This window comes from Streptomyces sp. M2CJ-2, from assembly GCF_016757295.1.
Taxonomy (GTDB): domain Bacteria; phylum Actinomycetota; class Actinomycetes; order Streptomycetales; family Streptomycetaceae; genus Streptomyces.
Genome location: NZ_JAESIF010000019.1, coordinates 17284 through 34897, shown reverse-complemented (window position 1 = coordinate 34897; position 17614 = coordinate 17284). Strand labels below are relative to the sequence as shown.

Annotated in this window: 14 protein-coding genes and 1 pseudogene; 6 read left to right on the top strand and 9 right to left on the bottom strand. The window is 73.3% G+C overall.

From position 1 onward, the window contains the following. Positions 1–130 precede the first annotated feature (130 nt). Entirely contained in the window at positions 131–877 is a 747-nt protein-coding gene (locus JL475_RS17000; RefSeq protein ID WP_202278562.1) for a hypothetical protein, read from the top strand. A gap of 56 nt (positions 878–933) precedes the next feature. Then, on the top strand, positions 934–1500 hold the full coding sequence (locus JL475_RS16995; RefSeq protein WP_202278561.1) for a GNAT family N-acetyltransferase: 567 nt from the start codon (positions 934–936) through the stop codon (positions 1498–1500). 73 nt (positions 1501–1573) lie between these two features. Here the strand turns inward: JL475_RS16995 and JL475_RS41215 are convergent, their stop codons facing one another. The 5 genes from JL475_RS41215 to JL475_RS16975 all read right to left on the bottom strand — a co-directional run bounded on the left by JL475_RS41215 (position 1574) and on the right by JL475_RS16975 (position 6794). Further along, positions 1574–1699 carry a hypothetical protein gene (locus tag JL475_RS41215; protein ID WP_272932936.1) on the bottom strand — a complete coding sequence of 42 codons (126 nt, stop codon included), beginning with the start codon at positions 1697–1699 and terminating at the stop codon, positions 1574–1576. Next, the gene (locus JL475_RS16990; RefSeq protein ID WP_202278560.1) at positions 1699–2232 is read right to left on the bottom strand and encodes a hypothetical protein; all 534 of its coding nucleotides are present in this window, start codon (positions 2230–2232) and stop codon (positions 1699–1701) included. Before JL475_RS16990 ends, JL475_RS41215 begins: the two co-directional genes overlap by 1 nt. A 592-nt stretch (positions 2233–2824) precedes the next feature. After that, positions 2825–4495, bottom strand: a complete 1671-nt coding sequence (locus JL475_RS16985) for an AMP-binding protein (protein ID WP_202278559.1) — start codon at positions 4493–4495, stop codon at positions 2825–2827. 78 nt (positions 4496–4573) lie between these two features. Continuing rightward, positions 4574–6217, bottom strand: coding sequence for a transposase (locus JL475_RS16980; protein ID WP_202278558.1), 1644 nt, complete (start codon positions 6215–6217; stop codon positions 4574–4576). Beyond that, a complete protein-coding gene (locus JL475_RS16975) occupies positions 6210–6794 on the bottom strand; it encodes an IS607 family transposase (protein ID WP_202278557.1) in 585 nt (194 codons plus the stop codon). The genes JL475_RS16980 and JL475_RS16975 overlap by 8 nt, the downstream gene beginning before the upstream one ends. A gap of 198 nt (positions 6795–6992) precedes the next feature. On the opposite strand from JL475_RS16975, the pseudogene JL475_RS40035 reads away from it, so the two are divergent. The 4 genes and pseudogenes from JL475_RS40035 to JL475_RS16960 all read left to right on the top strand — a co-directional run. Further along, positions 6993–7156, top strand: a pseudogene (locus JL475_RS40035) (helix-turn-helix transcriptional regulator); the annotation flags it as partial. A gap of 172 nt (positions 7157–7328) precedes the next feature. After that, positions 7329–10205 (top strand): LuxR family transcriptional regulator, encoded by a 2877-nt coding sequence (locus tag JL475_RS16970; RefSeq protein WP_202278556.1) that lies wholly within the window; start codon positions 7329–7331, stop codon positions 10203–10205. Positions 10206–10409: 204 nt separating this feature from the next. Next, positions 10410–11201 carry a trypsin-like serine protease gene (locus JL475_RS16965; RefSeq protein WP_202278555.1) on the top strand — a complete coding sequence of 264 codons (792 nt, stop codon included), beginning with the start codon at positions 10410–10412 and terminating at the stop codon, positions 11199–11201. A gap of 628 nt (positions 11202–11829) precedes the next feature. Next, a complete protein-coding gene (locus JL475_RS16960; protein WP_109378924.1) occupies positions 11830–12270 on the top strand; it encodes an Immediate-early protein 2 in 441 nt (146 codons plus the stop codon). Positions 12271–12312: 42 nt separating this feature from the next. Here the strand turns inward: JL475_RS16960 and JL475_RS16955 are convergent, their stop codons facing one another. The 4 genes from JL475_RS16955 to JL475_RS16940 all read right to left on the bottom strand — a co-directional run bounded on the left by JL475_RS16955 (position 12313) and on the right by JL475_RS16940 (position 17470). Beyond that, positions 12313–13485 (bottom strand): XdhC family protein, encoded by a 1173-nt coding sequence (locus tag JL475_RS16955; protein ID WP_202278554.1) that lies wholly within the window; start codon positions 13483–13485, stop codon positions 12313–12315. 72 nt (positions 13486–13557) lie between these two features. Next, positions 13558–15981 (bottom strand): xanthine dehydrogenase subunit D, encoded by a 2424-nt coding sequence (pucD, locus tag JL475_RS16950; protein ID WP_202278553.1) that lies wholly within the window; start codon positions 15979–15981, stop codon positions 13558–13560. Then, positions 15978–16580 (bottom strand): (2Fe-2S)-binding protein, encoded by a 603-nt coding sequence (locus tag JL475_RS16945; protein WP_202278552.1) that lies wholly within the window; start codon positions 16578–16580, stop codon positions 15978–15980. The genes pucD and JL475_RS16945 overlap by 4 nt, the downstream gene beginning before the upstream one ends. After that, positions 16580–17470, bottom strand: coding sequence for a xanthine dehydrogenase family protein subunit M (locus JL475_RS16940; protein ID WP_202278551.1), 891 nt, complete (start codon positions 17468–17470; stop codon positions 16580–16582). Before JL475_RS16940 ends, JL475_RS16945 begins: the two co-directional genes overlap by 1 nt. Between the last annotated feature and the right edge of the window lie 144 nt (positions 17471–17614).

Sequence of the window (17614 nt, the reverse complement as noted above, 5' to 3'; positions counted from 1 at the left end):
GGCACCACGGCGTCATGGGGGGCACAAGGGCCGTCCGGGAGCGGCAACCGCCGGACAGGACGGGCGCACGGGAGGACGATGGGGACGCCGGTCCGAGGTCGAGTCGTCCGGGAACGGAAGTGGTGGGGCCATGCCCGAGAGCGTGTCCGTGTCCGTGCGCTGTCCGGCCTGCCGCGGCGCGCACCGCTATACGGCGCCGTCGTACCCCTGCGTGTGCGGCGCGCCCGTCGCCCTGCCGCTGGACGGGAACGCGGCGCCCACACCGGTCGTCCACCGCGTCTGGCAGGACGACTGGGTCACCCTGCGCTGCGGGGACTGCGGACGGCCCGGCGAGTGGCCGCGGCCGGAACTCGGCTGCCCGTGCGGGACGGTCCTGCGAATCCCGCTGGCCGACCCGGACACTCCGCCCGTCCCCGACGCCGCACCCGCGCCGGACCACACGCCCCGACCGGGCGCCACGCCCGCACCCGGCCCCCGGAAGACCGGCGCCGCCGCGCGCCCCGCCTTCCGTTCCGTGCCGATCCACAGCGCCCGCGACGCGGTCACCGCCACCGTGCTGTACCTGCGGAAGCTCGGCCACGAGGACATCCGCCGCGCCGACCGGCGCCCCCCGTCCGGCATCGGGCTGGCCGGCCGGGGTGTCGTCGTCCTCCTCGACCCCTCCGCGCGTCGGGCGACCCCGCGGGACGTGGAGTGCCTGTGGCTGACCGCCATGACGGAGTCCGCCCAGTGCCTGTGCTCCTCCCTCGCCGGGTACACCCCGGACGCCCAGGGCCGCGCCGACCGCCTCGGCGTCCCGCTGTTCCTGCTCGACCTCACCGACACCCCGCAGCCGGTGAACGACGCGGCCGACGCCCTGGACGCCACCCGGACCTGAACACCGGCCCCGGAAAACCGGCGGCGCGCCCGCCGCCACCGTCCGATACTCGGCACATGCGCATCCGCCCCGCCGCCCCCGACGAGCTCCCCGCCCTCCAGGACGTCGAACGGGCCGCCGGCGCCCCCTTCCGCGCTCTGGGCATGACGGAGATCGCCGACGACGAACCGCCCGCCCTGGACACCCTCGAGCACCACCGTCGGGCGGGGTACTGCTGGGTGGCGGCCGACGCACGGGACCGGCCCGCCGCGTACCTGATCGCCGAGCCGGTGGACGCCGCGCTCCATGTCGAGCAGGTCTCCGTCCACCCACGCGCCGCACGCCGCGGCGTGGGCCGGTCCCTGATCGTCCACGCCGCGCGACGGGCCGGCGCGGAGGGCCTGACCGCCCTGACGCTGACCACGTTCGCCGACGTCCCGTGGAACGCCCCGTACTACACCCGCCTCGGCTTCCGTACGCTGACCGAGGCCGAGCTCACGCCCGGTCTGCGCCGGATCCGCGCCGAGGAGAGCGAGCACGGCCTCGACCGGTGGCCGCGCCTGTGCATGCGCGGAAGCGTCCGCACGCTCCGCCGGCCGGGAGGGGCGCCCCGCGGCCTGCCCGAACCACGAGCGGAGCGCTGACCGGATCGGCCGCGCCTCACCGCCCCACCCCCGGCCGGTGGCGCACCGCTCCCGCGGCTCCGTCTCGCGCACCTCACCGGACGTTGCCGAAGACCGCGTCTTCGATCGCTCCGTACTGCCGTACGGCCTCCGGCTCCATGACGGCACCGTGGACCGCGGCCGCCGCGGTGACGACCTGGGCGTCGGCGGCCGTAGCCACTACTTGATCAGGGCGTTGGCCACGATGATCACCAGGCCGATCAGCATGTCGACGGTTCCGGCCCGGAGCGAAGCCGCCCATCCACGGCCCACGCTGCGCGCGGTCCGCACTCCCCACCCGGCGAGCAGCAAGGTGTTGAGCACCAGTGCGGTGTTCACCGCCTCGGCCTCCGCCCACCAAGAGGGCACCGCGGTCAGCAGCAGCACGACGGTGGGGACAGCCGCCGCGACGACCGGCCACTCGGCGAGCATCGCGCGCAGCCCGACCCCGGCACCGCCGCGGTCCGCCGACATCCGATGCGCGATGACGTGGGCATAGCCGTGGGCGGCCGCGGAGGCGAGGGCGGTGAGCAGGACCCACAGCGCGTCCGACCCGGGGTCGGACACCTCACCGGGAGAGTCGAGAGCGGCCGCCAGCGCACTGGCCAGAACGAGCCCGTAGACGCCGCTGAACAGCGTTGTTTCCGACGGGCTCCGGCCCGGCGCCCGCTGCGGGGCAGCCGACTGGGGGAAACGGTGGGCACGGTGGTACATCGCTGCACTCTCCGCTGAAATGGTACGGGGCATGGCGATGTGTCACGAATCGGGAGATCCGTGCCGGGTCGTGTACGTGAGTCGCGGCTCCGACTCGACTTCCGCGTCACGGAGGAACAACGCCTCCGGGCCCCCGCCCCCTTTGCCCGACCCGAGTGACGCCGGGCGCGCCATCGCGAACGGCCCTCCTCCTGCCCGGCGAGCCGGCGGGAACCGTACGCGATGTGCGCCACCCACTCCGAATGCGGTAGAGTCGATCTTGTACACGCCGCCGGCTTCGCCGGTGGTGGGTGATGCGTCGGTTGTCCAAGGAAAGACGCCCCGCTTCCTGCGGGGAGATGCAGGTGCAAGGCCTGCCCGGCGCTCGACGAAGAAGGCCTCCCACCCTGCCGTCCAGGGTGGGAGGCCTTCTCGCATCCGGCCGACGCCGGTCTCCCTGACCGCCGGGGTCGCCCCCGGATGACGCGGTACGCAGTTCAGCGGTGACGCCACCGCCCTCTCCGTGGCCCTGGCCCGGGGGACCCGGCCTCGCCTCCTCCCTCACGGCGGAACGACGGATGCGCTCCGCGGCCCGGGGGTGCGGGGGAAGAGGTCACCGGAAGTCCTCCTCGCGGTACTCGGCCTCGGAACCCGCCGCCGTGGCCTCGCGCAGCTCGATGCGGCGGATCTTGCCGGAGACGGTCTTGGGCAGCTCGCCGAACTCCAGCCTGCGGATCCGCTTGTAGGGGGCGAGCACCTTGCGGGAGTGCTCGAAGAGCTCCTTCGCGGTGTCCGGGCCGGGCCGCCTGTCCTCCGCGAGCACGATGTACGCCTTGGGCACGGCCAGGCGCAGCTCGTCCGGAGCGGGCACGACGGCCGCCTCGGCGACCGCCTCGTGCTCCAGCAGGGCGCTCTCCAGCTCGAACGGACTGATCTTGTAGTCGCTCGCCTTGAAGACGTCGTCCGCGCGCCCGACATACGTGATGTATCCCTCTTCGTCCCGCGCGCCGATGTCGCCCGTCCGGTAGTAGCCGCCGGCCATGGCCTCCGCGGTGCGGTCGGGGTCGCCGTGGTAGCCGGTCATCAGGCCCACCGGACGGTCGGACAGGTCGAGCGCGATCTCGCCCTCGGCGGCGGGCGCGCCGGAGACCGGGTCGAGGAGCGCGACGCGGTAGCCGGGGCTGGGACGGCCCATGGAGCCCGTCTTGAGGGGCTGGCCCGGGCTGTTGGAGACCTGGACGGCGGTCTCGGTCTGGCCGAAGCCGTCGCGGATCGTCACGTTCCAGGCGCGCCGGATCTGCTCGATGACCTCGGGGTTGAGCGGCTCACCGGCGGCGACGACCTCGCGCGGCGGGGTGCGCAGCCGGGTGAGGTCGGCCTGGATGAGCATGCGCCACACGGTCGGCGGCGCGCAGAAGGTGGTGACGCCGGCGCGGTCCATCTCGGCCATCAGCCGGACGGCGTCGAAACGTGCGTAGTTGTGCAGGAAGACGGTCGCCTCGGCGTTCCACGGGGCGAAGAGGTTGGACCAGGCGTGCTTGGCCCAGCCGGGTGAGGAGATGTTCAGGTGCACGTCGCCGGGTTTCAGCCCGATCCAGTACATGGTGGCCAGGTGCCCGATGGGGTACGTGGTGTGGGTGTGCTCGACGAGCTTGGGCCGGGCGGTGGTGCCCGAGGTGAAGTACAGCATCAGCGGGTCGTCGGCGAGGGTGGGCCCGTCGGGTGCGAAGTGCTCGGCGGCGCCGTAGGCGTCCTCGTACGGCAGCCAGGCGTCGCCCGCTCCCGCGCCGACCGCGACCCGGGTGTAGTCGCCGGGCACCTCGTCGAACTTCGCCGTGTCGGCGGCGCGGGCGATCACGTGCCGGACGCGGCCCCGGTCGACGCGGTCGCGCAGGTCGGCGGGGCCGAGCAGCGGGGTGGCGGGGATGACCACGGCGCGCAGTTTCATCGCGGCCAGCGCGGTCTCCCAGAGTTCGGCCTGGTTGCCGAGCATGACCAGCACCCGGTCCTCGGCGCGTACGCCCTGCTGGCGCAGCCAGTTCGCGGCCTGGTCGGAGCGGCGGGCCAGTTCGGCGAAGGACAGCCCGGTCTGCTCGCCGTCCTCCTCGACGAGGTGCAGCGCGGTGCGGTCGTTGCCGTCCGCGATCACGTCGAACCAGTCGAGCGCCCAGTTGAACCGCTCGGGGCGCGGCCAGCGGAACCCCTCGTAGGCGGTGGCGTAGTCGTCGCGGTGTTCCAGCAGGAAGTCCCGGGCCCTGCGGAACTCTTCCGTCGCCGTCGTCATCTGTCCTCCTAGGTGCCGGTCCTTGCCGGGCGGCTCTCCCCCGTCGTGCAATCCGTGACGCAGGTCCCACTACCGTTCCTAGTCAGTGAGCAGGAGTGAGTCCTGGACCCATTCCCGCTCACTGCGGACACCCCGAACGGTGCTGGGTGTCCTGGTCGCCCGCTTTCGCTCCGTGTCCGGCGGCGCGGATCGTGTCCGTGGTCCGGGTACACGGGGGCGGGTTTCCTCACGCCCCGGGATGCCCCATCGGGCCTGAACGGTCCGATGCCCCGCACGATCGCTCCGGTCGTGCGGGGGCGGTGCCGTCCGTCGCCGGATCGGGTGCCCCAGGGCGCGTCGTCCGATCGCCATGGCTGCTGCCTGGTGGCGAGTGGTCTTGCGCTTGCTGGTCGTGAGGGGCTTTTGCCAGTGCTGGGCGCCCCACCTGCTGGTGTAGGCGGGGTCGACGGCGATCACGCCGAGTCCGGCTTCGGCGCACATGGAGACAAGGCGTGCGCGGAGTTTTCCCGTCGGGATGCCGCAGACGAGCTGCCTGAACCGCTTCTTGCGGCCGTGCTTCTCCCTGCTCTTCCCCTCGGAGAAGTCCAGGTCCTCGATCGCGACGGCCCGCACGCCGGTCTGCCTGGCCCAGTGCATGAGGCGGGTGAGGGCATGCCGTACCTGGGCGTCACGGTGGTCGGCGTTGCCGGACAGGTCGTAGAAGAACTGCCGTGGTTCGCCGACCGGGTTGCCGTGCTTGTCGAGACGGTAGGCGGCGAGGTGGTCGGTGTTCATGTCGACGCCGACCAGGCCGCCGGTGCGCAGGGTGTTCAGGGGCGTGACGGGGAGATCTTTGCGGGTCCAGGACGCGTCCAGGTACCAGCGGTCACGGGATACGTCGTGGCGGATGCGGTAGGCGACGGCCCGGTTCGCCTCGACGCGGTCGGCCCACTCCTGGCCCCGGTGGCGGAAGGTGGCGGTGCCGGTGAGGACGTACCGGCCCCGGGGCGCGTTGGCGAGATGTTCCAGGCGTTTGGGCAGCTTGATGCCGACCTCGCCGTTAGGGGTGACGCGGATCGTCTCGTTGCCGTGCCGCTTGCCGGATTCACCGTCGGCGGTCAAAAAGCAGCGTGCCGCCTCCCATTCCCGACGCCACTGGTCTTCGGTCCTGTCCGCGTCGGTGAGGTGGTGGCGCTGGTGGAGCAGGCGTCGCCCGCCCCGCACCACGGAGACTTTCCCGGCTTGCCGCTCGGTGCGGACCTCCTCGAACCGGTGCTCCAGGATCGCCAGGCGGCGGGACTTCTGGAACCACTGGTGTTTGCTGCGGTATCCGCCGGGCTTGCCCCGGCTGCCTTTCTCCCCGAGGGGCAGGGACAGCCGGTGACGGAGCATGCGGATTCCGGCGTCCAGGGATTGCAGGTGAGCATGCTGGGCCCGGCGCGACAGGGCCCACTGGTCGTGGGTGTTCGCTGTGACGGACCCTGCCCAGCGGGAGGAGGACTCGGCGGTCAGGTCCCGCTTGCGGTCGGCCCAGGTGCCGGTGGAGTGCTCCAGGCCGTCCCGGCAGCGCCGGGCCAGATCCCGCCCGGCCAGGCGGCCCAGGTGCTCACCGACCAGCCGCAGCACCTCCTTGTCCTCGGGCGTGAGGTCCTTGAGGCGGGTACGGATGCTGACACCGGTGGGTCCGTCGGCGACGAACGGGCGGGCGATGGACCGGAGCGGCTTCTTCTTCGGCTCAGCCATGCCCGGCGGCTTCCAGCGCGGCCCGGGCACGGTTCCTCGCCGACCTGCGCCCGTACAGGCGGGCACAGAACGTCGTCAGGGCCTCCGTCATGTCCCGCACCAGATCATCCTCATCATCCTCGGCCTCGCCGTCCTCCAGTACGACCAGACGGCGGCCCGTCGCGGACAGGGCGGCCTCGACCAGTTCGGTGTTCATCCGGCCCAGCCGGTCCCGGTGCTCGACCACGACCGTGGTCACCTCGGGGTCGGCGAGCAGGCGCCTGGCCCTCGACCGGCGGCCGTCCATGCCCGAGCCGACCTCCGGCTCGACACGCACCACCCGATGACCGGCCCTCGCCGCCCACCCCGACAGACGGGCCACCTGACGCTCCAGATCCGCCTTCTGATCATGCGACGACACCCGGGCATACAAACCCAGCCCGCCCACGGTCGCAGGCACAGCAAAGGCGTCGATGTTCACCAGGATCGTGCGCGGACCCACCCGCCGGGCAGGCACCGGCAACGTCCCCTCACGGAACCATCGGTACGCCGTCTGCGGGTGTACCCCCTGCGTCTTGGCCCACTCCGTCAGATTCACAATCGGACAACGACACTCACCCGCGCAGGGTTACGCTCACTCACCCGACCTTATGGAGCAGCAGTTGAGAACCCCCGAACGGAGAGGTGGGTACACGGGGCCGCGAGGAAGGGGCGAATGGGTGACAGCCGGCCCGACGGGAGCACTCAACGCGGTCGGGCTCGGCGGCACGCCGGGCGGCGGCGCGGTGCGGCCGGCCCCCGGGAGGTGGATGTGCCGGCGTGGGCGGCGGGGCGACCAACGCCGTGGCGGCGGACCGGCTGGGGGTGACGGCCGAGACCGTCAAGGGGTGTCTGCGTTCGGCGGTCCGGCGTCCGGGGGCGCGGCCCCATGGGGAGGCGGTGGCGCGCCGGCCCGCCGGGCGGGGTGGTCGCCGTAGGTGTGCCGGGGTCTCGTACGGCCGCCATTACCGGTGTCCCGGGGCTTTGGATTTCATCCGCGCGGCACGCTGTTATTTCCCTCACCACGCCGTCTCTCCGAAATGAAAGGGCCTGTTGCCTAATATTGGCCAGGACACGACACAGGAGGGGAGCGGTGACCGTGCGAGGGGACTTCAAGGAGCCTGCCGGGTGCCGCCCCGACCTGGTCATCGGCCGGGAGGAACCGTTCGCCGAGGCGCGCGGTCAGCTCGCCCGAGGGGGCAGTGTGCTGCTCCACGGGCCCGCCGGAATAGGAAAGTCGACCGTGCTGCGGGCACTTGCGGCGGAAAACGCTGGCGCGGCGCCCACGGTGTTGCGCTGCTCGGCCACCGAGTCCGAATCCCATCTCCCGTTCCTGGCGCTGGCCGATCTGTTCGGTCTGGTCCTGGACCGGGTCTCCGGTGCGCTGCCCGCCGCGCAGCGCACCGCCCTGGAGTCGGCGCTCACCGGCCGCGGCGAGTCGACCCTCCAGCGGGACGGTCTCGCGCTGCGCCTGGCGGTGCTGTCCACCCTGCGGGCGCTCGCCGCCGAGGGGCCCGTCCTGGTCGTCGCCGACGATCTGCAGTGGCTGGACCCGGCCAGCACGGAACTCCTCGGGTTCGCCGCGCGGCGCCTCGGCGACACCCCCGTGCAGATGCTGTGCGCGGTGCGTACGGAGGGCCTGGAGGAGTACGACCGTCATCTGCGGGCCTGCCCGCCGGACACGCGCGTGGTGCGGCTGGGCCCGTTCTCCCGTGTCCAGGTGTCCACGCTGCTCGACCACCGCGGCTACACGGGCCTGTCCCGTACCACCGTCCGTGACATCCACCGCACCAGCGGCGGCAACCCGCTCTTCGCGCTCGAACTGGGCCGCGCCCTGGCCGAGAGCCCGACCCGTCCCCGCCCCGGTGAGCCGCTGCCGGTGCCGACCTCGCTGCGGGCCCTGGTGCTCAGCCGGCTGGAGATGCTGTCGGACGAGGCGCGCCGCACCCTGCTGGTGGCCAGCGTCGGCGCCCGCCCCACCCTGGCGCTGCTGCACGCGGCCGGCCGGCACCACGCCGAGGAGGAGACGGCCCAGGCCGCCGCGCTGGGGCTGCTGGCGACGGACCCGGAGGAGCCGGCCCTGCGCTTCGCGCATCCGCTGATCTCGGCCGCGCTGTACGCGGAGGCCCCGGCGCACGAGCGGCGGGCCGCGCACGCCGCGCTGTCCACGGCGGCCTCCGACCCCATCGAGCGGGCCCGGCATCTGGCCCTGGCCACGACCGGCACAGATCCGGAGGTGGCGGCCCGGCTCGCCGAGGCCGCCGCGCTGGCCCGGGACCGGGGGGCGCCCTCGGTCGCGGCCTCGCTGCGGCTGCTGGCGGCCCGTCACACCCCGGCGGACCCGCCGGTCGGCGGCACGCGGGTGGACACGGCGCCGGCCGGCGGCGAGCCGGGCCGCGGCGTGCCGAGTCCCGACGAGCGGCGGCTGCAGGCCGCCGAGGACGCCATCACCGCCGGTGAGGTGGATCTCGCCCGGGACATCGCGCGCGAGGTGCTGACCCGGGCCACGGTGCCCGCGGAGCGGGTGCGGGCGTGGATGGTGGTCATCGAGGCGGCCGGGCAGGCGCTCGGTGAGGTCGACGCGGTCTACCCGCAGGTGCTGGCGGACGCCGGCGACGACCCGCGGCTGCTCGCCCTGGTCCACTACCAGCTGGCCTGGCGGGAGGTGGTGGTGGACGGCGACTTCGCCAAGGCCAGGCTGGAGACCGCGCACGCCGCGGAACTGGCCGCACGCGGCGGGGACCGGCGTACGGAGCTGATGGCGCTCGCCTTCCAGTCCTCCACCGAGACCCTGATGGGCCATCCGGACGCGCCCGCCACCATCGAGCGGGCCCTGCAGGAACCCCAGGACCCCGATGTGGCCTGCCACCACAACGGCGCCGCGTCGGCCAGGTTCCGCTGGCTGCTGATGAGCGACCAGCTGCCCGAGGCCCGCAGGAGCATCACCGGGCTGCTGCGGGAGGCCCGGCGGCGCGGCATGGTCGAGAGCGAGGTGCACTTCCTGCGGCTGCTCGCCGACACCGAACTGCGTTCCGGGCACTGCGGCCGGGCCCTGGACCTGACCCGCGAGAGCCTGCGGCTGGCCCGGGACTCCGGGATCGGCGAGAGCGCCTCGGCCATGCTCGCCGCCCTCGCGGAGGCCTCCGGCGGGGACGTGGACCGGGCGCTCGCACTGGCCCGGGAGGCCGCGGACCACGCCGAGGTGGACGGCGACCAGTTGTACCTCTCCCTCGCCCTGGCCGCCCTGGGCTACGCCCGGTTGGTCGCCGGGGATGCCGCGGCCGCGGTCCGTTCGCTGCGCCGGGTGCGGGAGTTGGAGCACGGCATGGGCATCAACGATCCGGCGCGGGGCCGCTGGCACGGTGATCTCGCCGAGGCGCTGGTGCGGATCGGTGAACCCGGCGAGGCGCAGGAACTCATCAACGTCACACGGGTGCACGCGCGGCGTCTGAACCGCTTGAGCGTGCTGGCCGTACTCGACCGCGCCGAAGCGCTGGTACGCGCGACGCGTGGCGAACACGAGGCCGCCCGGGTGCAGTTGACGTCGGCGCAGGGTCGGCTCGCCGCGCTGGGCTTCGGCCTGGAGGAGGCGCGGGCCGCGTTCGCGCTGGCCCGGCTGCGTGCCCGGGGCCCGGGTCCGGCCCCGTACGACGAGGCCGCACGGCTGTTCCGGCGCTGCCGCGCGCTGCCCTGGCTGCGCCGGGTGGAGGCGGCCGTGGCCGCCGGTCCGGTGGCACCGGAGACCGCGCCCGCCGCCCCGGCGACCCCGGCCGCGCTGGACGGTCTCGCCTCGATGGAACGGCAGGTCGCCTCACTGGTGATGGAGGGGGCCACCAACCGGGAGATCGCCGGCCGGCTGTTCATCAGCGTGAAGACCGTCGAGGCGACCCTCACCCGGGTGTACCGGAAACTGGGCATCCGGTCGCGGGTGGACATCGTCCGGCTGGCGGCGGGCCGCCGTACGAAGTGACCGGGTCGGACGGGGAGTTCGGGGCGCCGGCGACCGAGGGTTTTCCCTGTCCGGCTCCCGTAGGGGCTTCCCTCATTGGGGGCTCGCGCTCCGGCTCGTAGCGTAATCCGTGCCGCTCGCCGGGCACACGGAGACCGGTGGCCCGGTCCCCGTGCTGAACCCCCACCCCGTGCGACCCCCCACCGGCAACCGACGAGGAGACCGATGTCCGGGCTCATCCGCGCCAGGAAGGCCGCCGCGCTCGTCGCGGCGACCGCAGCCGCCGCCGCGACCGCACTGCTCACCGCCCCCTCCGCCGCCGCCGCTCCCCAGCCGATCGTCGGCGGCACCACGACCACGACGTCCGCGTACCCGTTCGTCATGCAGATCACCGACGCGTCGCAGAACCAGTTCTGCGGCGGCACCCTGGTCACGCCCACGAAGGTGGTCACGGCCGCCCACTGCATGGTCGGCGAGACCACCGGCAGTGTGCGCGTGGTCGGCGGGCGCACCTACCTGAACGGCACCAACGGTACGGTGGCGCGCGTCAGCAGGATCTGGATCAGCCCGGACTACCGGAGCGTCACCCGCGGCGACGACGTCGCGGTGCTGACCCTGTCGACGTCGATGCCGTACTCCGCGGCGGGCTACGTCTCCTCCTCCGACACCTCGGTGTACGCGGCCGGCACCACCGCCCGCATCCTGGGCTGGGGCACCACCTCCTCGGGCGGCAGCTCCTCCGACCAGTTGCGCACCGCGACCGTCCCGACGGTGTCCGACGCGAGCTGCGGCAGTTCGTACGGTTCCCGGTTCGTCCGGAGCGACATGGTGTGCGCCGGCCACTCCTCCGGCGGCGTGGACAGCTGCCAGGGCGACAGCGGCGGACCGCTGCTCATAGGCGGCCGGCTCGCGGGCATCACCTCCTGGGGCGACGGCTGCGCGGCGGCCGGGTCCCCGGGCGTGTACACCCGGTTGACCACCTTCTCCGGGGAGGTCACGGCCCAGATCAACTCGTAGTCCCACGGATCGGTGTGCGGCACCAGAGTTCCTGAGTACCCCTCAGGTGATTGCCAGGGGGCGTTGCGAGCTTCCACGAGCAGCCCGCAACGCCCCCTTTCCATGCCCGAGGGAGGATCCTCCCCATCAAGGATCATTCAGGACATTTCCTCGAGACGTGTAACACCGTGGCGGCCGCCGGACGCTGATCCGTACGGGACGCGAGAAGCGGCCCTTTTTCATGCAGTCGGGCACCACCCCGGAACAACCCCACAACGAAGGGCCGCCCCCCAGTGAATCCCCACCCCACCGAGAACGGTGGAACCGCACAGACAGCGCAGACCCCTCAGGACCACCAGAGCGCCCAGAGCGCCCAGAGCCCGAAGGTTCCCCGAACCAACGCCGGCAGCTTCGGAGGGACCGAAGGTCTCCCGGTCTACGAGGGCCTGGTGCGCGAACGGGGTGACGTCGTGGCGGAGGCCCGCGAGGTGGCCGAACGCACGGAGTTCGAGCTGCGTCAGGTGCCGGCCTTCCGGCCCCGTACCCGGCCGGCGCCGGCCCCCCGGTGATGTCGCGCACCGGTTGGGCCGGGCGGGTGAGCCCTCCCCGCCCGGGCCACCGGGCGGACGGGATTCCCTAGGATCCTTCCGTGGCCACCTTCCAGCTCCAGCGCACGGCGCCCCTCCCGATCGACGAGACCTGGCGTCGGCTCACGGAGTGGCACCGCCACGGAGCGGCGGTCCCCCTCACCCGGATCACCGTGACCCCTCCCCCGCCCACCGGCGAGGGCACGGTCGTCGTCGCCCGCTCGGGTCTCGGCCCGCTCTCCTTCGACGACCCGATGGAGGTGACGGTGTGGCGGCCCCCGGGCCCCGGTTCCCCGGGCCTGTGCCGCCTGGAGAAGCGGGGCCGGGTGGTCCGGGGCTGGGCGGAGATCGAGGTCCGTCCGGGGCCGGGCGGCCGCACCCGCGTCCTGTGGCGCGAGGACCTGCGGGTCCGCTTCCTCCCCGCCTTCTGCGACCCCGCGCTGCGGTCGGTCTCCCGCCAGGTGTTCGGGCGGGCGGTGAACACCCTGCTGCGGCAGCCCTGACGGCCGGAGCGGCGGGTGATCACCGCCTCGGCGGCACCACCGTCACGCCCTCGAGCCGGTCCTGCCCGCGGGTGCGGGTGCGACGGCGGGCGGCGTGGGTGCGACGTCGCGGTGGATCGGGGTGTGGGCGCCGGTGAGGGGGACACCGGTGCCGCCCCGACGGGTGGCGACGATCTCGGCGGCGATGGACAGAGCCGTCTCCTCCGGGGTGCGGGCACCGAGGTCGAGGCCGATCGGGGAGCGCAGGCGGGCCAGTTCCGGGTCGGTGACGCCGGCCTCGCGCAGGCGGGCCTCGCGGTCCAGGTGGGTGCGGCGGGAGCCCATCGCCCCGACGTAGGCGACCGGGAGGCGCAGGGCGAGCCGGAGCAGGGGGACGTCGAACTTCGCGTCGTGGGTGAGGACGCACAGGACCGTACGGGCGTCGACGTCGGTGCGTTCCAGGTACCGGTGCGGCCAGTCGACGACGATCTCGGCGGCGTCCGGGAAACGTGCCCGGGTGGCGAACACGGTGCGCGCGTCGCACACCGTGACCCGGTAGCCGAGGAACGCGCCGGCCCGGACCAGTGCCGAGGCGAAGTCGATCGCGCCGAAGACGATCATCCGGGGCGGCGGGACCGCCGACTCGACCAGCAGGGTCACCGGGGCGCCGCAGCGTGAACCCTCCGCACCGATCTCCAGGGTGCCGGTGCGGCCCGCGTCCAGGAAGGCGCCCGCCTCCCCCGCCACGGTGCGGTCGAGACCCGGACGGTCGCCGAAGCCCCCCTCGTACGAGCCGTCGGGGCGCACCGTGAGCGCGCGGCCCATCAGGTCGGCGGGACCGCTCACGATCCGTGCCACGGCCGCCGCCTCGCCCCGCGCGGCGGCGGCGAGCGCGGTGGTGAGCGCCGGGCGGACGGGGTCCGCGGCCCGTACCGGTGTGATCAGGATGTCGATGACGCCGCCGCAGGTCAGACCGGAGGCGAAGGCGTCCTCGTCGCTGTAGCCGAAGCGTTCCAGGACGGTTTCGCCGTCCCGGAGCGCCTGCTCGCACAGCGCGTACACCGCGCCCTCCACGCAGCCGCCGGAGACCGAGCCGATCGCCGTGCCGTCGGTGTCCACCGCCAGCGCGGCGCCGGGCCCGCGGGGCCCGCTGCCGGCGACCGCCACCACGGTGGCGACCGCGAAGTCGCGGCCCTGCTCGGCCCACCGGTGCAGTTCCTCGGCGATGTCCAGCATCTCTCGGCCTCCTGAGCCGGGTGCTCCGGGCGGCGCGCGCCGTGGCCGTTCGTGCGCCGCCCGGAGGGTCTGTCATGCGGTGCCGGTCAGGTGCTCCGGTCGTACCGGCGTACGGTTCAGCTCCAGCCCGGTCGCGTTCCGGACGGCCGCGAGGACCGCCGGGGTGGACGACAGGGTGGGGGCCTCGCCGACGCCGCGCAGCCCGTACGGCGCGTGGTGGTCGGCGAGTTCGAGCACGTCGACGGGGATGGTCGGCGTGTCGAGGATGGTGGGGATGAGGTAGTCGGTGAAGGAGGGGTTGCGGACCTTCGCGGTCTTCGGGTCGACGAGGATCTCCTCCATGACCGCCACGCCCAGGCCCTGGGTGGTGCCGCCCTGGATCTGGCCGATGACGGACAGCGGGTTGAGCGCCTTGCCGACGTCCTGCGCGCAGGCCAGTTCGATCACCTTGACCAGGCCGAGTTCGGTGTCGACCTCGACGACGGCGCGGTGCGCGGCGAACGTGTACTGGACGTGCCCGTTGCCCTGGCCGGTGCGCAGGTCGAAGGGTTCGGTCGGCCGGTGCCGCCATTCCTCCTCCACCTCGACGGTCTCGTCGCCGAGGACGTCCACCAGGTCGGCGAGGACTTCGCCGCCGTCGGTGACGACCTTGCCGCCCTCCAGCAGGAGTTCGGCCGTCGCCCACGCCGGGTGGTACGAGCCGAGCCGGCGCCGGCCGAGTTCGAGCACCCGCTCGCGGACGAGTTCGCAGGCGTGGCGCACGGCGCCTCCGGTGACATAGGTCTGCCGGGAGGCGGAGGTCGAACCGGCCGAGCCCACCCGGGTGTCGGCCGGGTGGATGGTCACCTGGGCGACCCCGAGTTCGGTGCGGGCGATCTGGGCGTGGACGGTGACACCGCCCTGCCCGACCTCCGCCATCGCGGTGTGCACGGTGGCCACGGGCTGCCCGCCGACCACCTCCATCCGCACGCGCGCGGTGGAGTAGTCGTCGAAGCCCTCGGAGAAGCCGACGTTCTTGATGCCGACCGCGTAGCCGACGCCGCGGACGACGCCCTCGCCGTGGGTGGTGTTGGACAGGCCGCCCGGCAACTGGCGTACGTCGGCGCCCTCGCTGCTCTCCCACTGCCGCTCGGGCGGCATCGGCATCGCCTTGACGCGGCGCAGGAGTTCGGCGACCGGCGCCGGGGAGTCGACCCGCTGCCCGGTGGGCATGACCGTGCCCTGCTCCATGGCGTTGAGCTGTCTGAACTCCACCGGGTCCATGCCGAGTTCCCGCGCCAGCTTGTCCATCTGCGCCTCGTAGGCGAAGCACGCCTGGACCGCGCCGAAGCCGCGCATGGCGCCGCAGGGCGGGTTGTTGGTGTAGAGGGCGAGGCCCTCGATCTCGACGTCGTCGACCCGGTAGGGGCCGATGCCGAGGGAGGTGGCGTTGCCGACCACGGCCGGGGAGGCGGAGGCGTACGCGCCGCCGTCGAGCACGATGCGGCACTTCACATGGGTCAGTCTGCCGTCGCGGGTGGCGCCGTGCTCGTAGAAGAGCTTGGCCGGGTGGCGGTGGACGTGGCCGAAGAAGGACTCGAAGCGGTTGTAGACGATCTTGACGGGCTTGCCGGTGCGCAGGGCGAGCAGGCAGGCGTGGATCTGCATGGACAGGTCCTCGCGGCCACCGAACGCGCCGCCGACGCCGGCCAGGGTCATCCGCACCTTGTCCTCGGGCAGGCCGAGGACGGGCGCGATCTGGCGCAGGTCGGAGTGGAGCCACTGGGTGGCGATGTAGAGGTGGACGCCCCCGTCCTCCTCGGGGACGGCGAGTCCCGACTCGGGGCCGAGGAACGCCTGGTCCTGCATGCCGAAGGTGTACTCGCCCTCGACCACGACGTCCGCCCGCTCGCGGGCCCGTGCCACGTCGCCGCGCACGATCGGCTGGCGGTGGACGATGTTGGGGTGGGGGACGTGGCCGGCGTGGTGGTCTTCCCGGTTCTCGTGGACGAGGGGCGCGTCGGGGGCGAGCGCGGAGGCCTCGTCGGTGACGACCGGGAGTTCGCGGTACTCGACCCTGATCCTGGCGGCGGCGCGGCGCGCGGTCTCCGGATGGTCGGCGGCGACCATGGCGACGGGCTCGCCGTGGTGCCGGACCTTGCCGTGGGCGAGGACGGGGGTGTCCTGGATCTCCAGGCCGTAGTTCTTCACCTCGGTCGGCAGGTCGTCGTGGGTCATGACGGCGTACACGCCCGGCAGCGCGAGGGCCTCGGAGGTGTCGATCGACACGATCTCGGCGTGCGCGACCGTGGAGCGCAGGATCTGGCCCCAGAGCATGTCCTCGTGCCACATGTCGGAGGAGTACGCGAACTCGCCGGTGACCTTGAGGGTGCCGTCGGGGCGGAGGGTGGACTCCCCGATGCCGCCCCTGGTCCGCGCGCCCTGGGTGAGGGTGGCGGGCACGCCGAGGGGGGTGCCGGCCGGTCCGGACGCCGTGGAGGGCTCGTGGGTGGTCATGCGCGGGCCCCCTCGGACTGGCGGGCGGCCGCGAGGCGGACCGCGTCCATGATCTTCTCGTAGCCCGTGCAGCGGCACAGGTTGCCCGACAGCGCCTCGCGGATGTCCGCGTCGCTCGGGCTGGGGTTGCGCTCCAGCATCTCGTCGGCGGCGACCAGCAGGCCCGGGGTGCAGAAGCCGCACTGGACGGCGCCGGCGTCGATGAACGCCTGCTGGATCGGGGCGAGTTCGGCACCCTCGCCGGTCTGCGAGCCGGCGCCCGGGGCCGCCTGCCGGCGGGCCTCGTTCAGGGGTGTGCCGCTTTCCGCGGGAGCGGCGCGGTGTCCGGCGCCGGCGCCGCGGGAACGCTGCCGGGCGAAGTCCGCCAGCCCCTCGACCGTGACGACGTCACGGCCCTCGACCTGGCCGGCCGCGACGAGGCAGGAGCACACCGGGACGCCGTCCAGGCGCACCGTGCAGGAGCCGCACTCGCCCTGTTCGCAGGCGTTCTTGGAGCCGGGCAGGCCGAGCCGCTCGCGCAGCACGTACAGCAGGGACTCGCCCTCCCACACGTCGTCGGCCTGCTGGGGCCGTCCGTTGACGGTGAATTCGATACGCATCACGCGGCTCCCTCGGTGCTGCGGCGGGCGCCGCGGTACGACTCCCAGGTCCAGGTCAGCGTGCGGCGGGCCATGACGCCGACGGCGTGCCGGCGGTAACCCGCGGTGCCCCGGACGTCGTCGATCGGGTTGCAGGCGGCGGCACACAGGTCCGCGAACTGCTTGGCCACGGACGGTGTGACGATCTTCCCGTTGTCCCAGAAGCCGCCCTCGTCGAGCGCCGCGTTCAGGAACTCCTCGGCGGCCGTGGCGCGTACGGGCGTGGGTGCCGCGGAGCCGATGCCGGTGCGGACCGTACGGGTCCCGGGGTGCAGGGCCAGGCCGAACGCGCACACGGCGATGACCATCGCGTTGCGGGTGCCGACCTTGGAGAACTGCTGGGGGCCGTCGGCCTTCTTGATGTGCACGGCGCGGATCAGCTCGTCCGGCGCCAGCGCGTTGCGCTTCACTCCGGTGTAGAAGGCGTCGATCGGGATGCGGCGGGACCCGCGCACCGACTCGGCCTCGACCTCGGCACCGGCGGCGAGCAGCGCCGGGTGGGCGTCGCCCGCCGGGGAGGCGGTGCCGAGGTTGCCGCCGACCCCGCCGCGGTTGCGGATCTGCGGGGAGGCGACCGTGTGGGAGGCGAGGGCGAGACCCGGCAGCTCGGCCCGCAGGTGCTCCATGATCCTCGAGTACGGGACGGAGGCGCCGAGCCGCACGGTGTCCTCGCCGACCTCCCACTCGGCGAGGTCGCCGATGCGGTTGAGGTCCATGAGGTACTCGGGTCTGCGGTGGTCGAAGTTGATCTCGACCATCACATCGGTGCCGCCCGCGATCGGTACGGCGGTGGGGTGCTCGGCCTTCGCGGCGAGCGCCTCCTCCCAGCTGGCTGGGCGAAGGAAGTCCATGACCGACTCTCTTCTTCGTCTCGTGTCGTGCGCGTCGAGTTGTTCCTCCCGTGAGTCGTACGGGATCGAGCCGACCCGCGTCCGACGGGACCGGCTCGTTCATGGGGGATTCACTCGGAGTGCGCCTCAGTACACCGTCCGTTG